The 22,118-nt window shown below is 64.9% G+C and carries 18 protein-coding genes and 2 tRNA genes; 8 read left to right on the top strand and 12 right to left on the bottom strand.

What is annotated here, in order from left to right; all coding sequences use genetic code 11:
• The first annotated feature begins 190 nt into the window (after positions 1-190).
• Entirely contained in the window at positions 191-2,632 is a 2,442-nt protein-coding gene (locus HLG70_RS23615) for a TonB-dependent receptor (RefSeq protein ID WP_234103171.1), read from the top strand.
• Positions 2,633-2,738: 106 nt separating this feature from the next.
• Here HLG70_RS23615 and HLG70_RS23610 read toward each other — a convergent pair whose 3' ends face one another.
• From HLG70_RS23610 to HLG70_RS23590, 5 genes are all read right to left on the bottom strand, one after another.
• On the bottom strand, positions 2,739-3,695 hold the full coding sequence (locus tag HLG70_RS23610; protein ID WP_171667814.1) for a glycosyltransferase family 9 protein: 957 nt from the start codon (positions 3,693-3,695) through the stop codon (positions 2,739-2,741).
• A 341-nt stretch (positions 3,696-4,036) separates the two neighbouring features.
• A tRNA-Pro gene (locus HLG70_RS23605) sits at positions 4,037-4,113 on the bottom strand.
• 131 nt (positions 4,114-4,244) lie between these two features.
• A tRNA-Pro gene (locus tag HLG70_RS23600) sits at positions 4,245-4,321 on the bottom strand.
• Positions 4,322-4,488: 167 nt separating this feature from the next.
• The gene (ispB, locus tag HLG70_RS23595) at positions 4,489-5,454 is read right to left on the bottom strand and encodes an octaprenyl diphosphate synthase (protein WP_171667815.1); all 966 of its coding nucleotides are present in this window, start codon (positions 5,452-5,454) and stop codon (positions 4,489-4,491) included.
• A 182-nt stretch (positions 5,455-5,636) separates the two neighbouring features.
• Positions 5,637-6,806, bottom strand: coding sequence for a fumarylacetoacetate hydrolase family protein (locus HLG70_RS23590; RefSeq protein ID WP_171667816.1), 1,170 nt, complete (start codon positions 6,804-6,806; stop codon positions 5,637-5,639).
• A 121-nt stretch (positions 6,807-6,927) separates the two neighbouring features.
• On the opposite strand from HLG70_RS23590, the gene HLG70_RS23585 reads away from it, so the two are divergent.
• From HLG70_RS23585 to proB, 5 genes are all read left to right on the top strand, one after another.
• Entirely contained in the window at positions 6,928-7,686 is a 759-nt protein-coding gene (locus tag HLG70_RS23585) for an IclR family transcriptional regulator (RefSeq protein WP_171667817.1), read from the top strand.
• A gap of 253 nt (positions 7,687-7,939) precedes the next feature.
• Complete coding sequence (gene rplU / locus HLG70_RS23580; RefSeq protein ID WP_057285632.1) at positions 7,940-8,251, top strand: 50S ribosomal protein L21; 312 nt, start codon at positions 7,940-7,942, stop codon at positions 8,249-8,251.
• 34 nt (positions 8,252-8,285) lie between these two features.
• Positions 8,286-8,546 (top strand): 50S ribosomal protein L27, encoded by a 261-nt coding sequence (gene rpmA / locus HLG70_RS23575; protein WP_171667818.1) that lies wholly within the window; start codon positions 8,286-8,288, stop codon positions 8,544-8,546.
• A 139-nt stretch (positions 8,547-8,685) separates the two neighbouring features.
• Positions 8,686-9,822 (top strand): GTPase ObgE, encoded by a 1,137-nt coding sequence (obgE, locus tag HLG70_RS23570; protein WP_171667819.1) that lies wholly within the window; start codon positions 8,686-8,688, stop codon positions 9,820-9,822.
• A gap of 55 nt (positions 9,823-9,877) precedes the next feature.
• Complete coding sequence (gene proB, locus HLG70_RS23565; RefSeq protein ID WP_171667820.1) at positions 9,878-11,014, top strand: glutamate 5-kinase; 1,137 nt, start codon at positions 9,878-9,880, stop codon at positions 11,012-11,014.
• Here proB and HLG70_RS23560 read toward each other — a convergent pair.
• Positions 11,011-11,706, bottom strand: coding sequence for a winged helix-turn-helix domain-containing protein (locus HLG70_RS23560; RefSeq protein ID WP_171667821.1), 696 nt, complete (start codon positions 11,704-11,706; stop codon positions 11,011-11,013). The genes proB and HLG70_RS23560 overlap by 4 nt on opposite strands.
• A 78-nt stretch (positions 11,707-11,784) precedes the next feature.
• Between HLG70_RS23560 and HLG70_RS23555 the strand changes: the two genes are divergently transcribed.
• Positions 11,785-12,234 (top strand): helix-turn-helix domain-containing protein, encoded by a 450-nt coding sequence (locus HLG70_RS23555; RefSeq protein WP_171667826.1) that lies wholly within the window; start codon positions 11,785-11,787, stop codon positions 12,232-12,234.
• A gap of 69 nt (positions 12,235-12,303) precedes the next feature.
• Here the strand turns inward: HLG70_RS23555 and HLG70_RS23550 are convergent, their stop codons facing one another.
• A complete protein-coding gene (locus HLG70_RS23550) occupies positions 12,304-12,873 on the bottom strand; it encodes a SecDF P1 head subdomain-containing protein (protein ID WP_171667822.1) in 570 nt (189 codons plus the stop codon).
• 417 nt (positions 12,874-13,290) lie between these two features.
• Here HLG70_RS23550 and thiC point away from each other — a divergent pair, with 417 nt between their 5' ends.
• Positions 13,291-15,204, top strand: a complete 1,914-nt coding sequence (gene thiC, locus HLG70_RS23545) for a phosphomethylpyrimidine synthase ThiC (RefSeq protein WP_171667823.1) — start codon at positions 13,291-13,293, stop codon at positions 15,202-15,204.
• 1,176 nt (positions 15,205-16,380) lie between these two features.
• Here thiC and HLG70_RS23540 read toward each other — a convergent pair.
• The 5 genes from HLG70_RS23540 to HLG70_RS23520 form a co-directional block, all read right to left on the bottom strand.
• Positions 16,381-17,793 (bottom strand): FAD-binding oxidoreductase, encoded by a 1,413-nt coding sequence (locus HLG70_RS23540; RefSeq protein ID WP_171667524.1) that lies wholly within the window; start codon positions 17,791-17,793, stop codon positions 16,381-16,383.
• Entirely contained in the window at positions 17,790-18,509 is a 720-nt protein-coding gene (locus HLG70_RS23535) for a FadR/GntR family transcriptional regulator (protein ID WP_171667523.1), read from the bottom strand. Before HLG70_RS23535 ends, HLG70_RS23540 begins: the two co-directional genes overlap by 4 nt.
• A 99-nt stretch (positions 18,510-18,608) precedes the next feature.
• Complete coding sequence (locus HLG70_RS23530; RefSeq protein ID WP_171667522.1) at positions 18,609-19,799, bottom strand: GGDEF domain-containing protein; 1,191 nt, start codon at positions 19,797-19,799, stop codon at positions 18,609-18,611.
• Between the two features lie 104 nt (positions 19,800-19,903).
• On the bottom strand, positions 19,904-20,662 hold the full coding sequence (locus tag HLG70_RS23525) for a HesA/MoeB/ThiF family protein (RefSeq protein WP_171667521.1): 759 nt from the start codon (positions 20,660-20,662) through the stop codon (positions 19,904-19,906).
• The gene (locus HLG70_RS23520) at positions 20,659-22,104 is read right to left on the bottom strand and encodes a S41 family peptidase (protein ID WP_171667520.1); all 1,446 of its coding nucleotides are present in this window, start codon (positions 22,102-22,104) and stop codon (positions 20,659-20,661) included. The genes HLG70_RS23525 and HLG70_RS23520 overlap by 4 nt, the downstream gene beginning before the upstream one ends.
• Between the last annotated feature and the right edge of the window lie 14 nt (positions 22,105-22,118).

Genomic DNA, 22,118 nt, shown 5'->3' with positions numbered 1-22,118 from the left:
ATCGGAATGAACAAGGCCACCGCAAGGTGGCTTTGTTGTCGGCTGACCTGCCTCCGGGTACGCTGGCGCGCTTCAACCCACGATAGATACGTAAATTTTCGCGCCCGACTGCAAATATTGATCCGTTTTGGCCTTTCGAGGGTCATGACCAGTGAGAACCCACTCGTCATCCTCTCCCGATAGGTCATCCATGCATGTCGTCCCGGCGTCACTACGCCCCCTCTCCCCCGCCTTGCAGCGTACGCTCTTCGCCTCGACGCTGAAGGCTGCCCTCTCGGCCGCTTTCGTCGCCGCTCCCATCCTGCTGGCTCCGACTGCCGCCCACGCCCAGGCGCAAACCCGCGCCTATGACATCCCCGGCGGTCCGCTGGGCGATGTGCTGGGCCGCTACGGCCGCGAAGCCGGCATCGCGCTGTCGTTCCGCCCCGAGCTCACCGAGGGCCGGCACAGCAACGGCCTCAAGGGCAGCTACACGGCCGGCGGCGGCCTGAACACCTTGCTGGCCGGCACCGGCCTGCAGGCCATGCAACAGGCCGGCGGCAGCTACGTGCTCGACCGCCAGCCCGGCGCGGGCACGACCACGCTGCCCGCGGTGACGGTTACCGGGGCCCAATCCGACCTGCCCGAAGCGTATGCGGGCGGCCAGATCGCGCGGGGCGGCAGCATGGGCGTGCTGGGCTCGATGGATGTCATGGAGACGCCCTTCAGCACCACCAACTACACATCGCAGATGCTCGAGGATCAACAGGCCCGCACCCTGGCCGACGTGGTCGTCAACGAAGCGTCCGTGCGCGTGATGACGTCCACCGGCAGCTTCAGCGAAGACTTCCAGATCCGCGGCTTCAATGTCACCAGCGGCGACGTCGGATTCAATGGCCTGTACGGCCTGACGTCATCGAACCGCATGCCGGCCGCCCTCATGGAGCGTGTCGAAGTACTCAAGGGACCCGGCACGCTGATGTACGGCATCAGCCCCAACGGAAGCATCGGCGGCAACATCAACATCGTCACCAAGCGGGCCGGCGACGAACCCCTGACCCGCCTGACCACGACCTACGAAAGCAAGTCGATCCTGGGCGCGCATCTGGACATGGGCCGCCGTTATGGCGACGACAATCAATGGGGCATCCGCTTCAACGGCGTCTACCGGAACGGCCAGACCAGCCTGGACGATGGCCGTCAGGAATTCGGCCTGGGCGCGCTGGCGCTGGACTACCGCTCGCCCACGCTGCGGTGGTCGCTGGATACCTACTCGCAACGCGAGAACGTCGACAACTTCCGTGCACAGAACGGCTTCAAGCCGGGCATCTCGCACATTCCCTCGGCTCCCTCGGGGCACCGGGCGATCTACGCGGGAGCCGACCTCATGTCGCGCGACTCGGCCGTTGCCTCGCGCCTGGAGTACGACATCTCCGACCACCTCATGGTGTATGCGGCGGGGGGCTATCGCTACGGCGCCAGCGAACAGGACTTCCCCTCCGCGCGCAGCTTCGACGCCGTCGATGAACAGGGCAACTTCCGGGTGATCAACTCGTGGTACGACGCCTATTCGCGCAACAAGACCGGCGAAATCGGCGCGCGCGCCAACTTCGACACGTTCGGCATCAAGCACCGGGTGAGCCTGGCGGGGTCCATACTCAAGTCGGAAGCGGGCAGCTTCTATCTCTCCGCGCCGTTGAGCCAGAAGATCGATTCGAATATCTATCACCCGGTGCAACTGATCCCGATGACCGGTGACCGCCAATCACCGACCAAGAACTCGGAAACCACGCTCTCCAGCATCGCGCTGACCGACACGCTCTCATTCGCCAACGACCGGGTCCTGATCACCGGCGGCCTGCGCAAGCAGCAAGTGAAGGCCGAGAACTTCAACGCGGCGGGCGCGGTCACTTCCTCCTACGATGAGGGCGCCATTTCTCCGCTGGCCGGCATCGTCGTGCGGCCGCTGGAGAACGTCTCGGTGTACGGCAACTTCACCTCGGGCCTGACCCGCGGCGGAACCGCGCCCGCCACCGCCGCCAACGTGGGAGAGGTGTTCGCGCCGTACAAGTCCAAGCAATACGAGGCCGGCGTGAAAGTGGACTGGGATCGCGTCATCACCACGGTTTCGATCTTCCAGATCGACCGCCCCAACGCCATGACCGATCCGGTCACCAACATCTACAGCTTCGATGGCGAACAGCGCAACCGCGGCCTGGAATTGTCCGCGGTCGGCGAAGTGACACGCGGCCTGCGCGTCATGGCCAGCGCCACCTTCTACGACGCCAAACTGCAGCGCACGGCGGGCGGCGTGAACCAGGGCAACCGGGCCAGCGGCGTGCCCAAGCGCACCTTCAACCTGGGCGCCGACTGGGATCTGCCCTGGGTGCAGGGCCTGAGCCTGAACGCGCGCGCGATCCACACCGCGGCAACGCCCTACGACGCGGAGAACACGTTGACGCTGCCGTCGTGGACCCGCTATGACGTGGGCGCACGCTACCGCACCGAGGTCATGGGCAAGCAGGTCACGTTCCGCGCCAACGTCGAGAACGTGTTCAACAAGAGCTACTGGCTGTCCAGCAGCACGCTGCTCACGGTGGCCACGGTGGCGGCACCGCGAACCGTCCTGCTATCGGCGCAGATTGAGTTCTGAGGGGCCTGGCAGAAGGCTATCGACAATGCCCATGCCGCCGCGCACGCCGCGGCATGGGTATTTCCGCATTCTGTAGTCACCCGACGCCGGCCAACTCGTGACTTGACTACCGGCACTCACGATCAGGCCGGGAGGTCGCGAGCACCTTCAGGCAGGCCTGGAGCACCCTGGCCGGAGGGATTGAATTGATCTCCGCGGAACCGCCTTCCGGAACCACATCTCTTGCGTGCGCTCTTGCCCAGAACCATTCCGGGTTGGGTTCATTGAACACGCCTACGTAAGGCAGACACAGGCCTTGCGCGATGTGCGAAGGTCCGCAATCGTTGGCCACGACCAGCCGGGCGTCCCGCATCAGCGCGGCCAGCGCGCCCACGGGCCGGCAGAACTCAATACGAAAGTCTCGTCGCCCGAGCTGCGTCAGGCGATCAAGCTCTGCAGTCTCGTCAGGCCCCAGTACAAAGGTGAATTCAGCCTGACCGCCCAGATGCTTCTGGAGCAGATCAGCCAGGGTCAGGTAATGGTCCAGCGACCAGCGCTTGAATTCGCCGGAACCGCCTCCGGGTATCAGTACGATGTCGGCCGGCTTTACCTCATGCAGGTACGGCTTTCCCACCTGCGCGAAACACCGCCGCGCCGTGACCTCTGGATCATGTTCCTGATAGGTCGCAAGCAACCGAAGGTTCGCCAGGCCGATGTATTCGTTGATGTCCTTCCGGTGTCGATGGGTCCACACGCGGTCGCCGAGCCGGTTGTTGTCAAAACTCATACGGAGCGCAGGGCGACGAAGCAGGTTGATCAGCGCGTACCGTTCGCTCGAATGATGGAGATTCAAGGACACCGATGAACGAACCGGCAGCGCGCGCAGCTGCTCGGCGAAGGAATCGGCGTGGACGAATTCGTCAACCCAAGGGAGCTCCTGGTAGAAATCTCCCACGCCATATCGCGAGACCACGCGCACGGCTTTATCCGCCCAAAACTGCTTTAAGAGATAAAGGGCAGAAAAGGCGACGATCTGGTCGCCATACCGTGGCTGGCTCCTGACAAACACCACAACATCGGACATAAACACGAAACCCGCAAAATCTGTACAAGGCCGACCGTAGGGCAAGCCGAATCCGGATACAGTTTTCGAGTGTATTGAGGCGTTATTTTTTATAAATCGTATGCGCGGCTAGCTTGCTGGCAGCCTCGGGGCGAGCCGGCATTCACGGGGGGTTTTCCCTTTGCCCAATCGCTTGCATGAGGGCTGCGGGCTGAGACGCTCGCCGGCACGCTGTTGCTTTCGATCACCTATCTCTACCGCAAGATGCAGGGCAGCGAATAGCCGCAAACCGCGGCCCCAACAAAAAAGACCCGATGGCCGTCAGGCTAAAGGGTCTTTCGTCGGGTTTGACCACATTCAAGTGGTCGGGGCGAGAGGATTCGAACCTCCGACTCCTGCGTCCCGAACGCAGTACTCTACCAGGCTGAGCTACGCCCCGAGTTTTACTTATTTGACTTGCGTCTTTCTTGCCGCCAACAAATGCACGGACACAAAATCGTGCCGCGCCAACAAAAAAGACCCAATGGCCATAGGCTAAAGGGTCTTCCGTCGGGTATGACCACATTTAAGTGGTCGGGGCGAGAGGATTCGAACCTCCGACTCCTGCGTCCCGAACGCAGTACTCTACCAGGCTGAGCTACGCCCCGAGTTTTACTTCTTTCCTGCAAACCTGGCGGCGCTCAGTGCTGCCAAGTCTTCTTCGCTTTTTCTTCACTCCCAGCCTACCTGACTCAGGCCTGGCTGTTCATGGTTCCGTGAATATCTTCGGTCAATCTTTTAGTCAATCCCGCTGCGCGTTTTTGCTGCGTTTTGACTAACGATCTCTATTCACCGCGAAAGCGCAGAATTCTAACAGAGAATTCTGAAAAGGGGAAATGGGGTAGATCGACAGGGCTTCGCGGGCGCGATCCGCCTCGGCCACGGCGGCCTGGCGCGCGTGCTCCAGGGCGTCGGTGGCCTGGATGGCGGCGGCCACGGCGGCGAAGTCGGCGTCGCCCGTCTTGATGGCGTCGCGGATCAGTTGCTGCTGTTCCGGGGTGCCCACTTCCATGACGCGGATCAGCGGCAGGGTCGGCTTGCCTTCGCGCAGGTCGTCGCCCACGTTCTTGCCCAGGGCGGCGGCGTCGCCGCTGTAGTCCAGCACGTCGTCGACCAGCTGGAACGCGGTGCCCACGTGGCGGCCATAGGCGGCGGCGGCGGCCTCCTGTTCCGGGGTGGCGCCCGCCAGCACGGCGCCCACCTGGGCAGCTGCCTCGAACAGCTTGGCGGTCTTGTAGCGCACCACCTGCAGATAGCGCTCCTGCGAGACGTCGGGGTCGTGCACGTTCAGGAGCTGCAGCACCTCGCCCTCGGCGATCACGGTGGTGGCTTCGGACAGGATGCTCATGATGCGCATCGAGTCGGCCTCGACCATCATCTCGAATGACCGGGAATACAGGTAGTCGCCCACCAGCACGCTGGCCGCATTGCCGAACACGGCGTTGGCCGTTTCACGCCCGCGGCGCAGATCGGACTCGTCCACCACATCGTCGTGCAGCAGCGTGGCCGTGTGGATGAATTCCACGACGGCGGCCAGCAACTGGTGATGGGTGCCCTCGTAACCCAGGGCTCGCGCCACCATCAGCACCATGGCCGGGCGCATGCGCTTGCCGCCCGCCCCAATGATGTAGTCGCCGATCGTGCGGATCAGGACGACATCGGAATTCAGCCGCTCGCGGATAACCGCATCGACGGCTTTCATATCGTCAGCAATGGGGGCAATAAGCGCGGGGAGATTCAAGACGTATCCGACAAGTGTGAAGCGAGCCGCGTGACGGCTCTTACCGCTGGGCCCGCCAGCGGAGGCGGGGGATTCGACCACGGATTATACGGGGAGTGCCCGGGGAAATCCGGGTGCGGCCGCCGGAAGGCGGCAGGGGCCGGTCTGGCGCGCCCTGCTCGCGCCGCGGCCCCCTGGCCGAATCAACGCCCGTGCGGCAGCAGGCCGCGCGCGGCCAAGCTGGCGTAGAGCGCGCGCACGCCAAATGTCCAGGGCGGGATTTCCGTGGACAACTGCACCTCGTTGACGAGCGCTCCGATGCGCTCGGAGGCGATGACGACGCGGTCGCCCAACAGGTGGGTAAAGCCGGTGCCCGGCCCCTTGCGGTCCTGGCTGGGCGAGAACATGGTGCCCAGGAACAGCATGAAACCGTCGGGATACTGATGATGCTTGCCGCAAGTCTGGCGCACCAGGTCCAGCGGGTCCCGGCTGATTTCGCGCATGTGACTCACGCCGTCCAGTTCGAAGCCGTCGGCGCCCTCGATACGCAGCGACACGTCGGCCTGACGCACGCTATCCATATCGAAATCGCCGTCGAACAGCCGGATGAAAGGGCCGATGGCGCAGGAGCCGTTGTTGTCCTTGGCCTTGGTCAACAACAAGGCGCTGCGGCCCTCGATGTCCCGCAGGTTCACATCGTTGCCCAGCGTGGCGCCCACGGCCTCGCCCCGGCTGTCCACCGCCAGCACGATCTCGGGCTCGGGGTTGTTCCATTGGGATTCGGGCAGCACGCCGATCCGCGCGCCAAAGCCCACCGACGCCATGGGCGGCGTCTTGGAGAACACCTCGGCGTCGCGACCGATGCCCACTTCCAGGTACTGCGACCACTGGCCGCGTTCCATCAGTTCTGCTTTCAGCCTGACCGCCTCGGGCGATCCGGGCCGCAAACGGGACAGGTCGGAGCCGATCAACGCCTGCATGCGGACGCGGATCTCGTCCGCGCGGCTGGCGTCGCCGCCGGCCTCTTCCTCGATCATGCGTTCCAGCAGACTGATGGCGAAGGTCACGCCCGCCGCCTTGACGGGCTGCAGATCGCAGGGCGCCAACAGACGCGGCCCGCCCTCGCCTTGCAGGTTGGCCGCCATCAAGGCGCGCGCGTCGCCCAGCGGCTCGCCCCTGGCCGCGCGCGCCAGCGCCACGCGGTCGGGACGGTCCAGCAGGTCCGACATGGTCGGCGCCACGGCGGTGATATCGATCACCTGGCCGTCGCGCACCACCACCACGCAGGGTCCGCCGATCGGCGCCGGCCGCCAGACCCGGCCCACCAGCAACGCCTTCCGCAGATCGGAAGGCAATGTGTCGTCTTGGTTCATGAGTCTCCCCGCTACATGCCTTGTGAGCGGCATTCCAATACGGTGCAAGGCAGTCTAGGGGACTTCAATTATCATGTCCAACATCATGATATTCCGTCCAATATATTGGAAATAATGCGCAATGGCCGCTGATTACGACGTCCCCGCCGTCCGACGCACCCACGACATCTTGAGGGTCCTGGCGAGCCGCCATCGGCCGGTCAAGGCCGCAGAGCTGGCCCAGGCCTGCCAGCTTGCCAAGAGCACGCTGTACCTGCTGCTGGACTGCCTGGAGCAGCGCCGCTGGATCGAACGCCAGGACGGCGGCTACATCATCGGACTGGAATTGATGGCGCTCGGCTTCGCCTATCTGCGCCACGACGGTCTGCAAACCGCCTTCCACCAGGCGGCCGGCGCGTTCGTGGCCCGCAGCAACGAAGTCGTGCAACTGGCGGTGCTGGACGGCTTTGACGTGGTCTACCTTGCCCGCGAAGACGCGCGCCGGCCGGTCAGGCTGGTGTCGGACCTGGGCCTGCGCCTGCCGGCGCACGCCTGCGCGCTGGGCAAGGCCCTCTTGGCCAGCCTGCCGGCCGAGGATCTGGCGGCCCGCCTGCCCGCCGCCCTGCCCCGTGTCACGGACCGCACGATTACCGACCTGCCCGCGCTCCACCGCGAACTGGACGGCGTGCGCCAGTCCGGACTTGCCCAGGACCTGGAAGAGGTCGCCACCGGCCTGGTTTGCTACGCGGCCTATGTGGGCGTGACGCCATTGGGAAAACGGGTCGCGGTCAGCACGTCGATCCCGACCGACCGGCTGGACGACGCCCACCGGCAGGACGCGATGGAAGGCATCCGCCGGGTGGCGCGCGACATCGCGCTGCGGGTGGCGCCAGGCGCCTGAAGCCTCCGCGCCACACCTAAGCCCTTAGCCTGCAACGGCTTTTTGACTTTCCGAAAGTCCCGGGCTAATATCTCGGACTCGGTCAGCAATGCCCGAATTACGTCGGTTGTTTACGTAAACCCTTTGGAGCCCTTCTGGGGCGACAGGAACCCCACGGATTCCCAGGAATCGCGGGCCATCCGCCAAAGCGGCAATCTTGCCCAGCAGGGCAAGCAGCGTAAATGAACCCATTTACCTATTTAAGGAACACCCCATGTACGCGGTCGTAAAAACCGGTGGCAAGCAGTATCGCGTTGCCGCTGGCGAAAAACTCAAGATAGAACAGATACCGGCAGACATTGGGCAAGAAATCACCCTGGACCAAGTGCTGTCCGTGGGCGAAGGCGACCAACTGAAAGTTGGCACGCCCCTCGTCTCCGGCGCTGTGGTCAAGGCAACGGTTCTTGCGCAAGGCCGCCACGACAAGGTCAAGATCTTCAAGATGCGCCGTCGCAAGCACTATCAGAAGCATCAGGGCCACCGTCAGAACTACACCGAAATCCGCATCGAAGCCATCACGGCTTAAGAAGCGACTCGGTACCACTTAGCAGGAGCTAAACATGGCACAGAAAAAGGGCGGCGGCTCTACGCGGAACGGACGCGACTCAGAATCGAAGCGTCTGGGCGTCAAGACTTTTGGCGGTGAATTGATTCCCGCTGGTTCGATCATCGTGCGTCAGCGCGGTACTCGCTTCCACCCCGGCGTGAACGTCGGCATGGGCAAGGACCACACCCTGTTCGCGCTGATCGACGGCAAGGTTCAATTCGGCTTCAAGGGCGCATTGAACAAGCAGACCGTTTCGATCATCGCTGCCGAGTAATCGGCTAGCGAGTCCGTGGACGACGAGTCCGCGGACAGCACGGTCAGCAACGTGGTTCGCCGCGTTCTCGAACGGCAAAAGCCCTGTCGCATGCGGCAGGGCTTTTTTGTTTTACTTACTCACTACACGCGCATACACCATGAAATTCGTAGACGAAGCCACCATTGAAGTGGTCGCCGGCAAGGGCGGCAATGGCGTGGCGAGCTTTCGCCGCGAAAAATTCATCCCCAAGGGCGGCCCGGACGGCGGCGACGGCGGACGCGGCGGCACCATCTATGCAGTGGCCGATCGCAATATCAACACGCTGATCGACTACCGCTACGCGCGCCTGCACCGCGCCAAGGGCGGTGAAAACGGCCGCGGCTCCGACCAGTACGGCGCAGCCGCCCCGGACATCACCCTGCGCGTGCCGGTGGGCACGATCATCCATGACGCCGAAACCGGCGAAGTCCTGTTCGACCTGAACACGCACGAGCAGAAGGTTGTGCTCGCGGCCGGCGGCCAGGGCGGCATGGGCAACATCCACTTCAAGTCCAGCCTGAACCGCGCGCCCCGCCAGTGGACGCCCGGCAAGGAAGGCGAACACCGCTACCTGCGCATGGAACTGAAGGTGCTGGCCGACGTGGGCCTGCTCGGCCTGCCCAACGCCGGCAAGTCCACGCTGATCACGCGCATCTCCAATGCGAAGCCGAAGATCGCGGACTACCCCTTCACCACGCTGCACCCCAACCTGGGCGTGGTACGCACGTCGCCGTCGCGCAGCTTCGTCGTGGCCGACATTCCCGGCCTGATCGAAGGCGCCTCCGAAGGCGCCGGCCTGGGCCACCTGTTCCTGCGCCATCTGGCGCGCACCCGCGTGCTGCTGCACCTGGTGGACGTGTCCACGCCGGATCCGGACGCGGACCCCGTCGAGCAAGCCGTCGCCGACGCGCGCGCCATCGTCGAGGAACTGCGCCGCTATGACCCCGAACTGGCCGCCAAGCCGCGCTGGCTGATCCTGAACAAGCTGGACATGGTGCCCGATCCCGAGGACACCCAGCGCCGCTTCCTTGAACTGTATGACTGGAAGGGCCCGGTATTCGCCATTTCGGGCCTGACGGGCGAAGGCACGCAGGACCTGCTCTACGCGCTGCAGGACTACCTGGACGCCGAGCGCGAAAAGGAACACCTGTCGAGCGACCAGGCCGACGGCACCTATGTGGCGCCGGACCCCCGCTTTGATGACACACGCACGGATGCGGACAAGCCCGCCGCGCCGCGCGGCGGTGACGAATAAGCCATAATCGCAGTCCCTACGATTACGTCTTTTCTCGCCGCGGCCGGCCTCCACCATGTCTGCTGAATCAACTGCCGTTTCCGTCGTCACCAACGCCCAGCGCCTAGTCGCCAAAGTCGGCTCGTCGCTGGTCACCAACGAAGGCCGAGGCCTGGACCGCGCCGCCGTGGCGCACTGGGCCGCGCAGATCGCCGCCCTGCACAAGCAGGGCAAGCAGATCGTGCTGGTCTCCAGCGGCGCCATTGCCGAAGGCATGGCCCGGCTGGGCTGGCGCAAGCGCCCGTCCGTCATGCACGAACTGCAGGCCGCGGCGGCCGTGGGCCAGATGGGCCTGTGCCAGGCCTATGAAGCGGCATTCGCCGAATACGGCCTGCGCACCGCGCAGATCCTGCTGACGCACGAAGACCTGGCCGACCGCCACCGTTACCTGAACGCGCGCAGCACCTTGTTTGCGCTGCTGCGCCTGGGTGTGGTGCCGATCGTCAATGAGAACGACACGGTCGTCACCGACGAGATCCGGCTGGGTGACAACGATACGCTGGGCGCGCTGGTCACCAACCTGATCGAAGCCGATACGCTGATCATCCTGACGGATCAGCGCGGCCTGTACGACTCGGACCCCCGCAAGAATCCCGAAGCCAAATTCATGTCGCACGCCCAGGCCGGCGATCCCGCCCTGGAAGCCATGGCAGGCGGCGCAGGCAGCGGCATCGGCACCGGCGGCATGCTTACGAAGGTGCTGGCCGCCAAGCGCGCGGCGCACAGCGGCGCGCACACGGTCATTGCCTCCGGCCATGAACGCAACGTGCTGACGCGCCTGGCCCAGGGCGAGTGCATCGGCAGCGAGCTGCGCGCCGTCCTGCCGGTCTGGTCCGCGCGCAAGCAATGGCTGGCCGACCACCTGCGCCTGCGCGGACGCGTGGTGCTCGATGATGGCGCAGTGCAGGCGCTGCTGCGCGAAGGCAAGAGCCTGCTGCCCATCGGGGTGACGGAAGTGGAAGGCGAGTTCGGCCGTGGCGACGTCGTGGCCTGCGTGGACAGCGAAGGGCGCGAATGCGCCCGCGGCCTGATCAATTATTCGTCGGTAGACACGCGCCGCATCTTGCGCCAGCCTTCGTCGCAGATCGCGCGCATCCTGGGCAGCATGACCGAACCCGAGCTCATGCACCGGGACAACCTGGTCGTGCTTTAAGGTCTGTTCGCCGCGGTCGGTTCCGTCGGGCCACCGGGCGGCAGCAGCATGTACCCCCAGCCCCGCACCGCGAGCACCGGCAGTTCGATGTTGAAGCGGCGCGCCTTGCTGCGCAGCCGCGACACCACCACATCCACCCGCCGCGCGCCGTCCGAGGGATCGCGCGCATCGCTGGGAAAGAAGCGTTCCCGCTGCAGGCATTGGCCTGGCGCATTGAGCAAACGGACAAAAAAGGCACGTTCACGCGCGGTCAGCGGCAGGCGTTCTCCGGCGGGCCCCGCCAGCACGCGAGCAGGAGCGTCGACCCGCCATGAACTTGCGCTGGGGCGTGTCCGCCGGTACAGGTTGCGCAACAGCGCATCCCATTCCAGCGACTCCATGCCAACTGGCGCGCAGGCGTCCACGCCGGCATCCAGGGCGGCGGCGCGTTCAACCGCGGTGACGCCGCAGGCCTGCCAGACCACCGCTGCGCCTGGGGCGACCCGGCGCAGCAAGGCGACCAGCCCAGGCACGCCGGCGGGTGCGCCGCTCAACACATAGGTGTCCGCAACCTGGGTCTGCAATTGGTCCTGCAGCCCCATCACGGAATCGAAGACGCGAACCCGCCAGCGGAACTGACGCAACGCGGCGGCAAGATTATTGCTCACCATTTCATCGAGTTGCACGACGAAGACGCTGCCACGTTCCTGCATGCGATTGCCTTTGCAATTTATCACTTAGGTAATGTTTATAACCACCAAAGTGCCCGATCAGCAAGCTTCAATCGCCTTGTGAAAACATTCTCAGACCGACTGAAGCACGCTCGTCTTTTACGTGGCCACACGCAGAAGACGCTCGCCCGCTTGGTGCGCATCTCGCAAAGTGCAATCGGCAGCTACGAAAGTGGTTTGCGCCACTCAAGCCGCTCGGCCCGCAAACTGGCGCAGGTCTTGAAGGTCGAGGTTGAATGGCTGGAAACCGGCAAGGGCCCCATGGAACTGCCCATGGAAGGCTACGACCTGAGCAATACGCTTCCCGTGTCCGGGATCGCCGAATCCACGCCGCGTCCCGGCGGCCGGCCGCGTCCGATGGCGCCGTGGCCCTACCCCAACATTTCGCCTTCGCAGTTCGAATCGCTCACGCCCGATGATCGCGTGATGCTCGAAGCGCTGACGCAGACGTTCATCGAAACGACGCTGCTTCGCCGCGGCATCAAGCCGCGCGGACGCAAGATCGGCTAAAGAAGCAGCGGTCACCCAAGCCCAAAAAAAAAGCCCGGCATGGCCGGGCTTTTTTCATTGCCGCAAGTATCAAGGCTTGGCGGCAGGAGCAGGCGCAGGCGCAGGAGCCGTGCCAGCCGCGGGCGCGGCGGCGTCGCCGCGGATCTTGGCGGCGATCTCGGAGGCGGCCTGGGCCGACGGTACGCCAAAGGCCAGCACGCCGCGATTCAGCGGTTCGCCGATGAGCGGAGCGGCGACCAATTCCTGATCGATGACCAAAGCCAGCACGCTGCCGACATTGTTGGTGCTGACGGTGGTGAGCTTGCGCGTGCCGGCTTCGGAGAAGCGCAGGCCCACGAAGTTCTGGCCTTGACGGTCCACCAGGGCGGCGGCGTCGGTCAGGTCGGCGCGCGTCAGGACGGGCGTTTCCTGAAGATAGAGCTTGCCATCGGGCAGGCTGATTTCACGCAGGCCAGGCCCGGCTTCGCGCTTGGCCAGATAGAAATCCACCCGCGATGCGGTGGCCGGAGTGGCGGATTGCTGGCCGGCCTCGGGGGTGGCAGCGGCGCCGGACGTCTTAGTCGGGGCGGTCTTGCAACCCGCTAGCGCCAACGTCACAACAACCAGGGCGGGCGCCAATTTGCGTAGGTTCAGTTGCATGCTCGATTCCTTCTTAAGTGGACTAATGCCGGTCGGTATAACACTAAGACTGTACACGCGACGTGTGGCAAAAAGTGTACCGAACCTGAAAGATGGTGTCCGTCCAGTCTGAATCCAAATGTAAAGCAGTAATACCGGAGCTGCGCCCCCGAAGTATTCGCGAGGCAGCTGAGCCGCGTCCCGAACGCGGCGCCGCAACATGGCCCGCGTTCATGCGCGGACCCGTCGTCCAGGCTCTATACTTCGCTTTCGCGCAGGGGTACTCGTCCCGCTTTCAGAGCGGCGACGTGTTGAGAGAGTCCCTTCGTACCAGTACGGATAATGCCGATGCTGGGAGCCGTATTCCCGCCACGCGTCCCTGCACGCCTGGCGGGAGTCCATTCCCGATCGGCTCCAACCACTCGCTTGGAGCTTTCAATGAACGCCAATCCCAAATTCCTGGCCGCTACCGCCGAAGTCGACGCGGCGGCCGTCGCACCGCTGCCCAAATCCCGCCGCGTGTATGAAATCGGCTCGCGCCCCGACATCCGCGTGCCGTTTCGGGAAATCGAGCAGGACGACACGCCGACGATGTTCGGCGGGGAAAAGAATCCGCCGCTGACCGTGTATGACTGCAGCGGCCCCTACACGGACCCCGAAGCCAGGATCGACATCCGCCGCGGCCTTCCCGAACTGCGCCGCGCCTGGATCGAGGAACGCGGCGACACGGAGTTGCTGTCGGGCCCGACCAGCGACTACGGAAAGGAACGCCTGACCGATCCCAAGCTGACGGCGATGCGCTTTGACCTGCAGCGCCCGCCGCGCCGCGCCAGGTCCGGCGCCAATGTCTCGCAGATGCACTACGCGCGCCGTGGCATCATCACGCCCGAAATGGAATACGTGGCGATCCGCGAAAGCCTGCGCCGCGAGCACTATCTGCAGACGCTGCGCGACAGCGGTCCCGACGGCGAAAAAATGGTCAAGCGCCTGTTGCGCCAGCACCCGGGGCAATCGTTCGGCGCGGCCATTCCGGCCGCCATCACCCCGGAGTTCGTGCGCGACGAGATCGCACGCGGCCGCGCCATCATCCCGGCCAACATCAACCACCCCGAAGTGGAGCCGATGGCCATCGGCCGCAACTTCCTTGTGAAAATCAACGCCAACATCGGCAATTCCGCGGTCAGCTCCGGCATCGGCGAGGAAGTGGAAAAGATGACGTGGGCGATCCGCTGGGGCGGCGACACGGTGATGGACTTGTCCACCGGCAAGCACATCCACGAAACCCGCGAATGGATCATCCGCAATTCGCCGGTGCCGATCGGCACGGTGCCGATCTATCAGGCGCTGGAAAAGGTGGACGGCAAGGCCGAGGACCTGACCTGGGAGATCTTCCGCGACACGCTGATCGAGCAGGCCGAGCAAGGCGTGGATTACTTCACGATCCATGCGGGCGTGCGCCTGCCGTTCATCCCGATGACGGCCGACCGCATGACGGGCATCGTTTCGCGCGGCGGCTCGATCATGGCCAAGTGGTGTCTGGCGCACCACAAGGAGAGCTTCCTGTACGAGCGCTTCGAAGAGATCTGCGAAATCATGAAGGCCTACGACGTCAGCTTCTCGCTGGGCGACGGCCTGCGTCCGGGTTCGGGCTATGACGCCAACGACGAGGCGCAATTCGCCGAGCTGAAGACGCTGGGCGAGCTGACGCAGGTGGCCTGGAAGCACGATGTGCAGGTGATGATCGAAGGGCCGGGCCATGTGCCGATGCAGATGATCAAGGAGAACATGGAGCTGCAGCTGAAGCATTGCCACGAGGCGCCGTTCTATACCTTGGGCCCTCTGACGACCGACATCGCGCCGGGCTACGACCACATTACCTCGGGGATCGGGGCAGCGCTGATCGGCTGGTACGGCACCGCGATGCTCTGTTATGTGACGCCCAAGGAGCATCTGGGCCTGCCGAACAAGAAGGACGTGAAGGACGGCATCATCACGTACAAGATCGCGGCGCACGCAGCCGACCTGGCCAAGGGCCACCCGGGCGCGGCGATCCGCGACAACGCGCTGTCCAAGGCACGCTTCGAGTTCCGGTGGGACGACCAGTTCAACCTGGGCCTGGATCCGGACACAGCCAAGGAATTCCACGACGAGACCCTGCCGAAGGACTCGATGAAGGTCGCGCATTTCTGCTCGATGTGCGGTCCGCATTTCTGCAGCATGAAGATCACCCAGGACGTCCGCGACTATGCGGCGGCTCAGGGTGTGAGCGAGAATGAAGCGCTGCAGAAGGGGATGCAGGAGAAGTCGGTGGAGTTCGTTAAGAAAGGGGCCGAGGTTTATCATCGGCAGTGAGTTTTTTTTAGTTGTTGTGGGTGTTTTTTTGCGTCGGGTGGGGTTCTTAAGACGCCCGACGTGACGGGGGCCTGGGGTGTGCGGGGCTGCGATTGCGGCCCGGAGCCTTCGCTCCGGGCTTCCCCCTTGTCATCCTCGTCCTCGCCTGCGGCGACTCCTTCGGATTCCCTCGGGCTTATCGACGCCCCGCACACCCCAGGCCCCCGCCACGCCGGGCTTTGGTGGTTGAATCTTCACGGGCGCTGGGGCGGACGGAGTTCTTGAGGTTCTCGCCACGGGTGGGGGGGTGGTGGAATATCTTGCGGGGCCCGCCCCCGGCCGGCCGCGCGGGCGGCCTTGGGGGGCTTACGCGGTGTCTTGCGTCGTAGCGATGACGCTTCGCGTATCGGGCAGGATATTGGTGTGCTTGGCCGCGTTTGTGTGGTGATGGAAGATCTTGCGTCGCTCGCCCCTGGTCGGCCGCGCGGGCGGCCTCGGGGGCTTTGGCGGTGTCTTGCGATTGAGGATGCCGCTTCGCGAATGCGGGAGATTTTGTTCGCCGGGCCCGCCTCAAAACGGCCGCCCGGGCGGCCTTTTGAGGCTTACGCGGTGTCTTGCGGCACATGATGCCGCTGCGCGAATGCGGGAGATCTCGCTTATCAGCCCGCCATTAATCGCCATTTCAACTCCAATGCCTGATGGGCGGCGCGCGCGCACAAGTCTGCATGCGCAAGCCGCTCGCCATCGCGCGCCGCCCATCACCGCCCCTCCCCCGACGGCGAGCACCATTAGCAAGCGCATCTACGCATGCGCGCAAGCGAACACTGCATCGACGACCCAACGCCCATATGCCAAATGCAGCCGCCCGCGCGGCTGCATTTGGCGGCCCTGCAGATTCCCTACCCCGACCACAGCTCTAGCAGCGCATCAAACCCAGACGCTCGTAGCCCGGCGGCGCGGGCGGGGGGGCTGCGAGCAACCTCCATGCGCCCGAGGGAATCTGAAGGAAAGGCCGAAGGCCTGGACGAAGATGACGAGGGGGAAGTCCGGAGCGAAGGCTCCGGACCGCAATGGCGGGCGCTCGCAGCCCCCCCGCCCGCGCCGCCGGGCGACCTACGAAGATCGAACGAACAATCAAACGAAAGAACGAACCCAGCCGCCTACGAAGAACAAACAAACAAACAACCGAACAAAGACCTACAACAGCTTCCCCGGATTCATGATCCCCGCAGGATCCATCACCTTCTTGATCTCCCGCATCAGCCGCAATTCAACAGCATCCTTGCTATGCAAGAAATGCTCCCGCTTCAACTGCCCAATCCCATGTTCCGCGGAAATACTCCCGCCATAACGATTCACTTCATCCAGCACCGCATCCGTGATCGCCGCCCCATGCACCGATACCCAGTCGCGCTCGGTTCCGGCCGGCCGCGACAGGTTGTAGTGCAGGTTGCCGTCGCCGAAGTGGCCGAAGATGAAGGGGCGGATGTCCGGGTACAGCGCGCGCACGCGGGCTTCGGCCGACACCATGAAGTCGGGAATGCGTTCGATCGGCAGCGATACGTCATGCTTGAGATGCGGGCCATCGGCGCGTTGGGCCTCGGAGATCTCTTCGCGCAGCTTCCACAGCGTCTGCAATTGCGCCAGCGACGCCGACACCGCGGCGTCCAGGCACAGGCCGCGTTCCAGCGCGGTGCCGATCACGTTTTCCAGCAGCGTGTTCAGCCCCGCCTCGTCCGCCGTATCCGCCAGTTCCACCAGCACATAGGCCGGATAGCGCTGGCCGAACGGCTCCTGTACGCCTTCGGCGTGCGTCAGCACCAGGTCCAGGCAATCGCCCGAGAAGTACTCGAACGCCTGCAGGCGAGCGCCGCATTGCTCGAACAGGATCTCGAAGAGCTGCAAGGCCTGCGCGGGGGATTCGACCGCCGCCAGTACCACTGAACGCACGTCCGTGCGCGGGAACAGGCGCAGCGCCACCGCGGTGATCACGCCCAGCGTGCCTTCGGAACCGATGAGCAATTGCTTGAGGTCATAGCCCGTGTTGTCTTTGCGCAGGGTGCGCAGGCCGTGGAAGATTTCGCCCGTGGGCAATACGGCCTCCAGGCCCAGCACCAGTTCGCGCGCCATGCCGTAGCGCACCACGTTCACGCCGCCGGCGTTGGTGGCCACGTTGCCGCCGATCTGGCTGGAGTCTTCCGCGGCCAGGCTCAGCGGCAGCAAGCGCCCGGCGTCCTGCGCCGCGCGGCGTAGATTGCCGAGGATGGCGCCGGCTTCGGCCACCATGGTGTTGGCGACGGTGTCGATGGAGCGCACCGCATTCATGCGGTCCAGGCTGAGCACCACGTTGCTGGCGCCGCCGTCCGGCGTGGCGCCACCGCACAAGCCGGTGTTGCCGCCGCGCGGCACGACCGGGACGCCGGCCTCCTGGCAAAGCGCCAGGCAGGTGGCGACTTCGGCGGTCGTGCGCGGGCGCACCACCGCCTGGGCCTGGCCGTTGTACAGGCCGCGCCAGTCGGACAGCCACGGGGCGATATCCGCCTGGGCGGTGAAGACGGTGTCGGGGCCCAGGGCTTGGACCAGCCGTTGAGAAAAGTCGGATGCGCTCATGATGTTTGCTTTGCGGCGGGAAAGAGTAGATCGAGTTGCAGGCGGCGGGCCGCCTGCTGCAAATGACGGATGGCGGCGTGCCGGGCGCCTTCGGGATCGCGCCCGCGGATGGCCTCGAACACGGCCACGTGTTCCTGGTGAACGGCGGCGGTCAGGCCCTCTTGCAGGCGGCTGTTCGACCGGGCGGTGCTGACGGCCAGGCGCAACTGCAGGTTGAGGTACTGCAGCAGGTCCTGGTAATGGCGGTTGTGTGTGGCGGCCGCGATGGCGACGTGGAAGGAAATGTCATGTTCCACGCCCTGCTCGGGATGTTCCAGATGCGCTTCCAGGTCGGCCAGCGCCCGCTCCATGGCGGCGAGGTCCGAGGCGTCGCTGCGGACGGCCGCCAGGGCAGCCGCGCCGCCTTCCAGCTCCATCCGCAGCTCGTAGACGCTGGCCAGCTGCTCCCGGTTCACGGCGATGCCGGAGGACACCTGGAAGCCTTGCGCGCCGGTGCGCGACACCACGGTGCTGCCAGAACCCTGGCGGCTCTGGATCAGGCCTTGCGCCCGCAGGCGCTCGGTGACTTCGCGGATCACGGCGGCGCTGACGCCGTACTGTTCCGCCAGGACACGTCCAGGCGGCAACTTGGCGCCGACGGGATGGACGCCGCCGGCGATCTCCGTGGCGATCTGGCGGGCGACCTGCTCGGTAAGGGTAAGGCTCTTGGTCAACATGCGGCGATTATAAGCAGACTTTTCAGGTTATCTGATAACTTTTGATGAAGTCCGAGCTTGAATCCACAGGCTTGAGCCAAGACTGCCCTGGAACGGCCCTCAGACGGCCACGGACGCGTCGCCGGGCAAGGCCTCGTCGGCGGGCTCTTCCGCCACGTCGACCACGCAGCGGCGGCCGCCTTGCGCCTTGGCGCGGTACAGCGCGGCGTCCGCGGAATCCAGGGCGGCCTGGGGGGTCCGGTTGGCGCCGGACATGATCGAGATGCCGATGGACAGGCCCACGCTGACGCGCGTCCCGTCCGCCAGCGCAATAGGCTGCGAGGCGTCGCGCAGCAAGTGTTCGCCCAGGCGCAAGGCGGCGGTGGCATCGATGCCCGTCACCAGGACGATGAATTCGTCTCCGCCGATCCGGGCAGCCACGTCGTCCACGCGCAGCATGGCGCGCATGCGGTCGGCGATGGTCTTGAGCACCTGATCGCCCGCGGCGTGGCCGTGGGTGTCGTTGATGCGCTTGAAATCATCCATGTCCATGTACAGGAGCGCGGCGGCGCTGTCGTGCCCGCGCGCGCTGGAGCACACGCGCTCCAGGGCCGCCTGCAGGCCGGCGCGGTTGGCCAGGCCCGTCAGCACGTCTTCGCTGGCGCGGCGGTCGCTGTCCCGTTCGGCCTGCATGGTGGACACCAGGATGCGGTTGAGCCGGTGCGACGCGATGCTCATGCTGATCAGATAGAAGGGAATCTGGATGAAAACGATGGCCGTCACGTATTCACCCGTGAACAGCGCGCCCAGGCACATCGGCCCCAGGCTCAGGAAGATCATGGCCCCGACCAGCCTCGGCGCGCCGTAATTGCGAAAGCAGATGCCGCCGGCCATGGCGCCGCAGGACACCCCCGCCAGCGTCGCGGCCAGCCAGTCGCCGTTGATGAAGGTGATGAAGACGCCGTAGCCCACGCTGAACGCCCACAGGAGCGCCAGCAGGATGTAGATGTCGGTATGGGTATTGCCGCCCTTGGGGGCCGCGCGCAGGGCCATCCTCAGGATGGTGACCCGGACGATGGCCAGCACCAGCTCCAGGGCCAGCCACGAGATATACAGCGGTTCGGGACGGCGCCATGTGACTACGCCCGAGATCATCAAGGTATTGATGACCCCGCCGGCAAAAATGGGGAGCGTGCCGAACAGACTGGCGATGAGCGCCGCGCGGATATCCGCGGGCGTGTCTTGCCCGGTGTACGTCAGCCAACGCGTCAGCCGCCACTTGGGCAAGCTGAACTTGAGTCCTATATCCACGCTGTCACGTCCATAGCCATCTACCCGATTTCAGTAGGCTGGCTGGCGTTATAGCAGGTATTTGAAACCTTTAGTATTGTCCCTGAGTGCAATACGGGCCGAAGTCACCCGTGTCCGCGGTGTCCGCAGACCGCGCATTCGGGGTCCCGCTGCACATTGACGCTGCGCCATTGCATGGTGCGCACGTCCAGCCACAACAGGCGGCCAGACAGGCTTTCGCCCACCCCGGAAAGCAGCTTGAGCGCTTCCGCGGCCTGCATGCTGCCTATGATGCCGACGACCGGCGCAAAGACACCCATCGTGGCGCAGTTGGCTTCCTCGACCTCATCGGCTTCGGGGAACAGGCAGTGATAGCAGGGCGCATTGTCGTCGCGCAGGTCGTACACGCTGACCTGGCCGTCAAAGCGGATCGCCGCGCCGGAAACGAGGGGCTTGCGATGCTGCACGCAAGCGCGGTTGATGGCGTGCCGGGTCGTGAAGTTGTCGGTGCAGTCCAGCACCAGGTCCGCCTGCGCGACCGCGTCGGACAGGGCCTGGTCCTTCAGCCGCTCGACGCGCGCATGGACGCGCGTCTGCGGGTTGAACGCGGCCAGCATGTCGCGCCCGGACTCGGCCTTGGGGCGGCCGACGCTGGCGGTGGTGTGCAGGATCTGGCGTTGCAGGTTGCTCAGCTCGACGACATCGTCGTCGGCCAGCGTGATGTCGCCCACGCCGGCGGTCGCCAGGTAGAGCGCGGCGGGCGAACCCAGTCCACCCGCCCCCACGATGAGCACACGCGCCGCCAGCAGTTTTTCCTGCCCTTCGATCCCGAGTTCGTCCAGCAGGATGTGGCGGGCGTAGCGCAGCAGTTGCTCGTCGTTCATTTGTCCTTGCTGGGCTCGACTCCGGTCGGCGTGATCTTCATGCGCTGGGCAGTCCCGCCGCCGGCCTTGGCGTCAGCCTTGGCCTGGGCGCGGGCCGAGCCCTTCTGCACCGGCTTGCCGGCCAGCAGGTTCAGGGCCTGCTGCAGCTGGAAGTCGTCCTTGCCGCCGAATTCGAACACCTTGGCCGGCAGATCCGCGCTGTCCTGCTCGGCGCTGGACTTCACTTCGTTCGCGGTCTGTTGATTGGACAGGTGGCGTTGCAGGTCGGCTTCACGCGGCAGGCGGAACAGATCGCCGTCGGCCGTATCGGCAACGACGTAGTCGGGTTCGATGCCGGTGGCCTGGATGGAACGGCCGCTGGGCGTGAAGTAACGCGACGTGGTGAGCTTGACCGCGGTGGTTTCGGACAGCGGCAGAATGACCTGCACCGAGCCCTTGCCGAACGTGCGGTTGCCCAGCACCTTGGCGCGCTTGTGATCCTGCAGCGCGCCGGCCACGATCTCGGATGCCGAGGCCGAGCCCACGTTGACCAGCACGACCATCGGGACGGTCTTGGTCCAGGCGGGCAGGCCCGACAGATAGTTGCTTTCGCCGCGGGCGTATTCCGAAGGCGTGGCCATGTACTTGTGGCGGGCGTCCGGCGTGCGGCCGTCCGTGGACACCACCAGGGCGTCAGGCGGCAAGAACGCGCCGGACACGCCGATGGCGCTGGTCAGGAGGCCGCCCGGATCGTTGCGCAGGTCCAGCACCAGGCCCTTGGGCGGCTCTTTGGCGCCCAGTTCCTTCAGTTGCTTGGCCAGGTCGGCGCCGGTCTTTTCCTGGAACTGCGCCACGCGCACGTACGCAATGCCGTTGTCCAGCATCTTGCTGCGCACGCTGCGCACCTTGATGATGTCGCGGACGATCTTCAGCACGATCGGCTGCGGACGGTCGGCGCGCATGATGGTCAGGGTGATCGGCGACTTGGGCGCGCCGCGCATGAGCTTGACCGCATCGTTCAGGGTCATGCCCTTGGTGGGCGTGTCGTCGATCTTGATGATGAGGTCGCCGGCCATGACGCCAGCGCGCGCGGCGGGCGTGTCTTCGATGGGCGAAATCACCTTCACGAAGCCGTCTTCCGCGCCGACCTCGATGCCCAGGCCGCCGAATTCGCCTTGCGTCGCGGTCTGCATTTCGCGGAACGCGTCGGCATCCAGGTAGGCGGAGTGGGGATCCAGGTTCGACACCATGCCGGAGATGGCATTGTCGATCAGGGTCTTGTCGTCGACGGCCTCGACGTAGTTGTTCTTGATGGCAGCAAATACATTGCTCAGTTGCCTGAGCTCGTCCAGAGGCAGGGGGCTGCCGCGCTGGGCGACCGCAGTCACGCCCACGCTTAGCAACACACCAGCCACCGCACCGATGGCAATCAGACCGAAACCGCGAAACTTACGAGTGCCCATGCACACTTCCCGAA

Source organism: Achromobacter deleyi, assembly GCF_013116765.2.
GTDB classification, from domain to species: Bacteria; Pseudomonadota; Gammaproteobacteria; order Burkholderiales; family Burkholderiaceae_B; genus Achromobacter; species Achromobacter deleyi_A.
The sequence above is the reverse complement of the archived record's forward strand: the minus strand, read 5'-3'. Positions and strand labels throughout refer to the sequence as shown.

Excerpts from the sequence above, each read along its gene's own strand:
- HLG70_RS23590 (WP_171667816.1), bottom strand. The coding sequence starts at position 6,806 with ATGAACCAAGACGACACATTGCCTTCCGATCTGCGGAAGGCGTTGCTG.
- HLG70_RS23520 (WP_171667520.1), bottom strand. The coding sequence starts at position 22,104 with ATGGGCACTCGTAAGTTTCGCGGTTTCGGTCTGATTGCCATCGGTGCG.
- HLG70_RS23610 (WP_171667814.1), bottom strand. The coding sequence starts at position 3,695 with ATGTCCGATGTTGTGGTGTTTGTCAGGAGCCAGCCACGGTATGGCGAC.
- HLG70_RS23615 (WP_234103171.1), top strand. The coding sequence starts at position 191 with ATGCATGTCGTCCCGGCGTCACTACGCCCCCTCTCCCCCGCCTTGCAG.
- obgE (WP_171667819.1), top strand. The coding sequence starts at position 8,686 with ATGAAATTCGTAGACGAAGCCACCATTGAAGTGGTCGCCGGCAAGGGC.
- HLG70_RS23540 (WP_171667524.1), bottom strand. The coding sequence starts at position 17,793 with ATGAGCGCATCCGACTTTTCTCAACGGCTGGTCCAAGCCCTGGGCCCC.
- HLG70_RS23525 (WP_171667521.1), bottom strand. The coding sequence starts at position 20,662 with ATGAACGACGAGCAACTGCTGCGCTACGCCCGCCACATCCTGCTGGAC.
- HLG70_RS23560 (WP_171667821.1), bottom strand. The coding sequence starts at position 11,706 with ATGCAGGAACGTGGCAGCGTCTTCGTCGTGCAACTCGATGAAATGGTG.
- HLG70_RS23550 (WP_171667822.1), bottom strand. The coding sequence starts at position 12,873 with ATGCAACTGAACCTACGCAAATTGGCGCCCGCCCTGGTTGTTGTGACG.
- HLG70_RS23585 (WP_171667817.1), top strand. The coding sequence starts at position 6,928 with ATGGCCGCTGATTACGACGTCCCCGCCGTCCGACGCACCCACGACATC.
- rplU (WP_057285632.1), top strand. The coding sequence starts at position 7,940 with ATGTACGCGGTCGTAAAAACCGGTGGCAAGCAGTATCGCGTTGCCGCT.
- thiC (WP_171667823.1), top strand. The coding sequence starts at position 13,291 with ATGAACGCCAATCCCAAATTCCTGGCCGCTACCGCCGAAGTCGACGCG.
- HLG70_RS23535 (WP_171667523.1), bottom strand. The coding sequence starts at position 18,509 with ATGTTGACCAAGAGCCTTACCCTTACCGAGCAGGTCGCCCGCCAGATC.
- rpmA (WP_171667818.1), top strand. The coding sequence starts at position 8,286 with ATGGCACAGAAAAAGGGCGGCGGCTCTACGCGGAACGGACGCGACTCA.
- proB (WP_171667820.1), top strand. The coding sequence starts at position 9,878 with ATGTCTGCTGAATCAACTGCCGTTTCCGTCGTCACCAACGCCCAGCGC.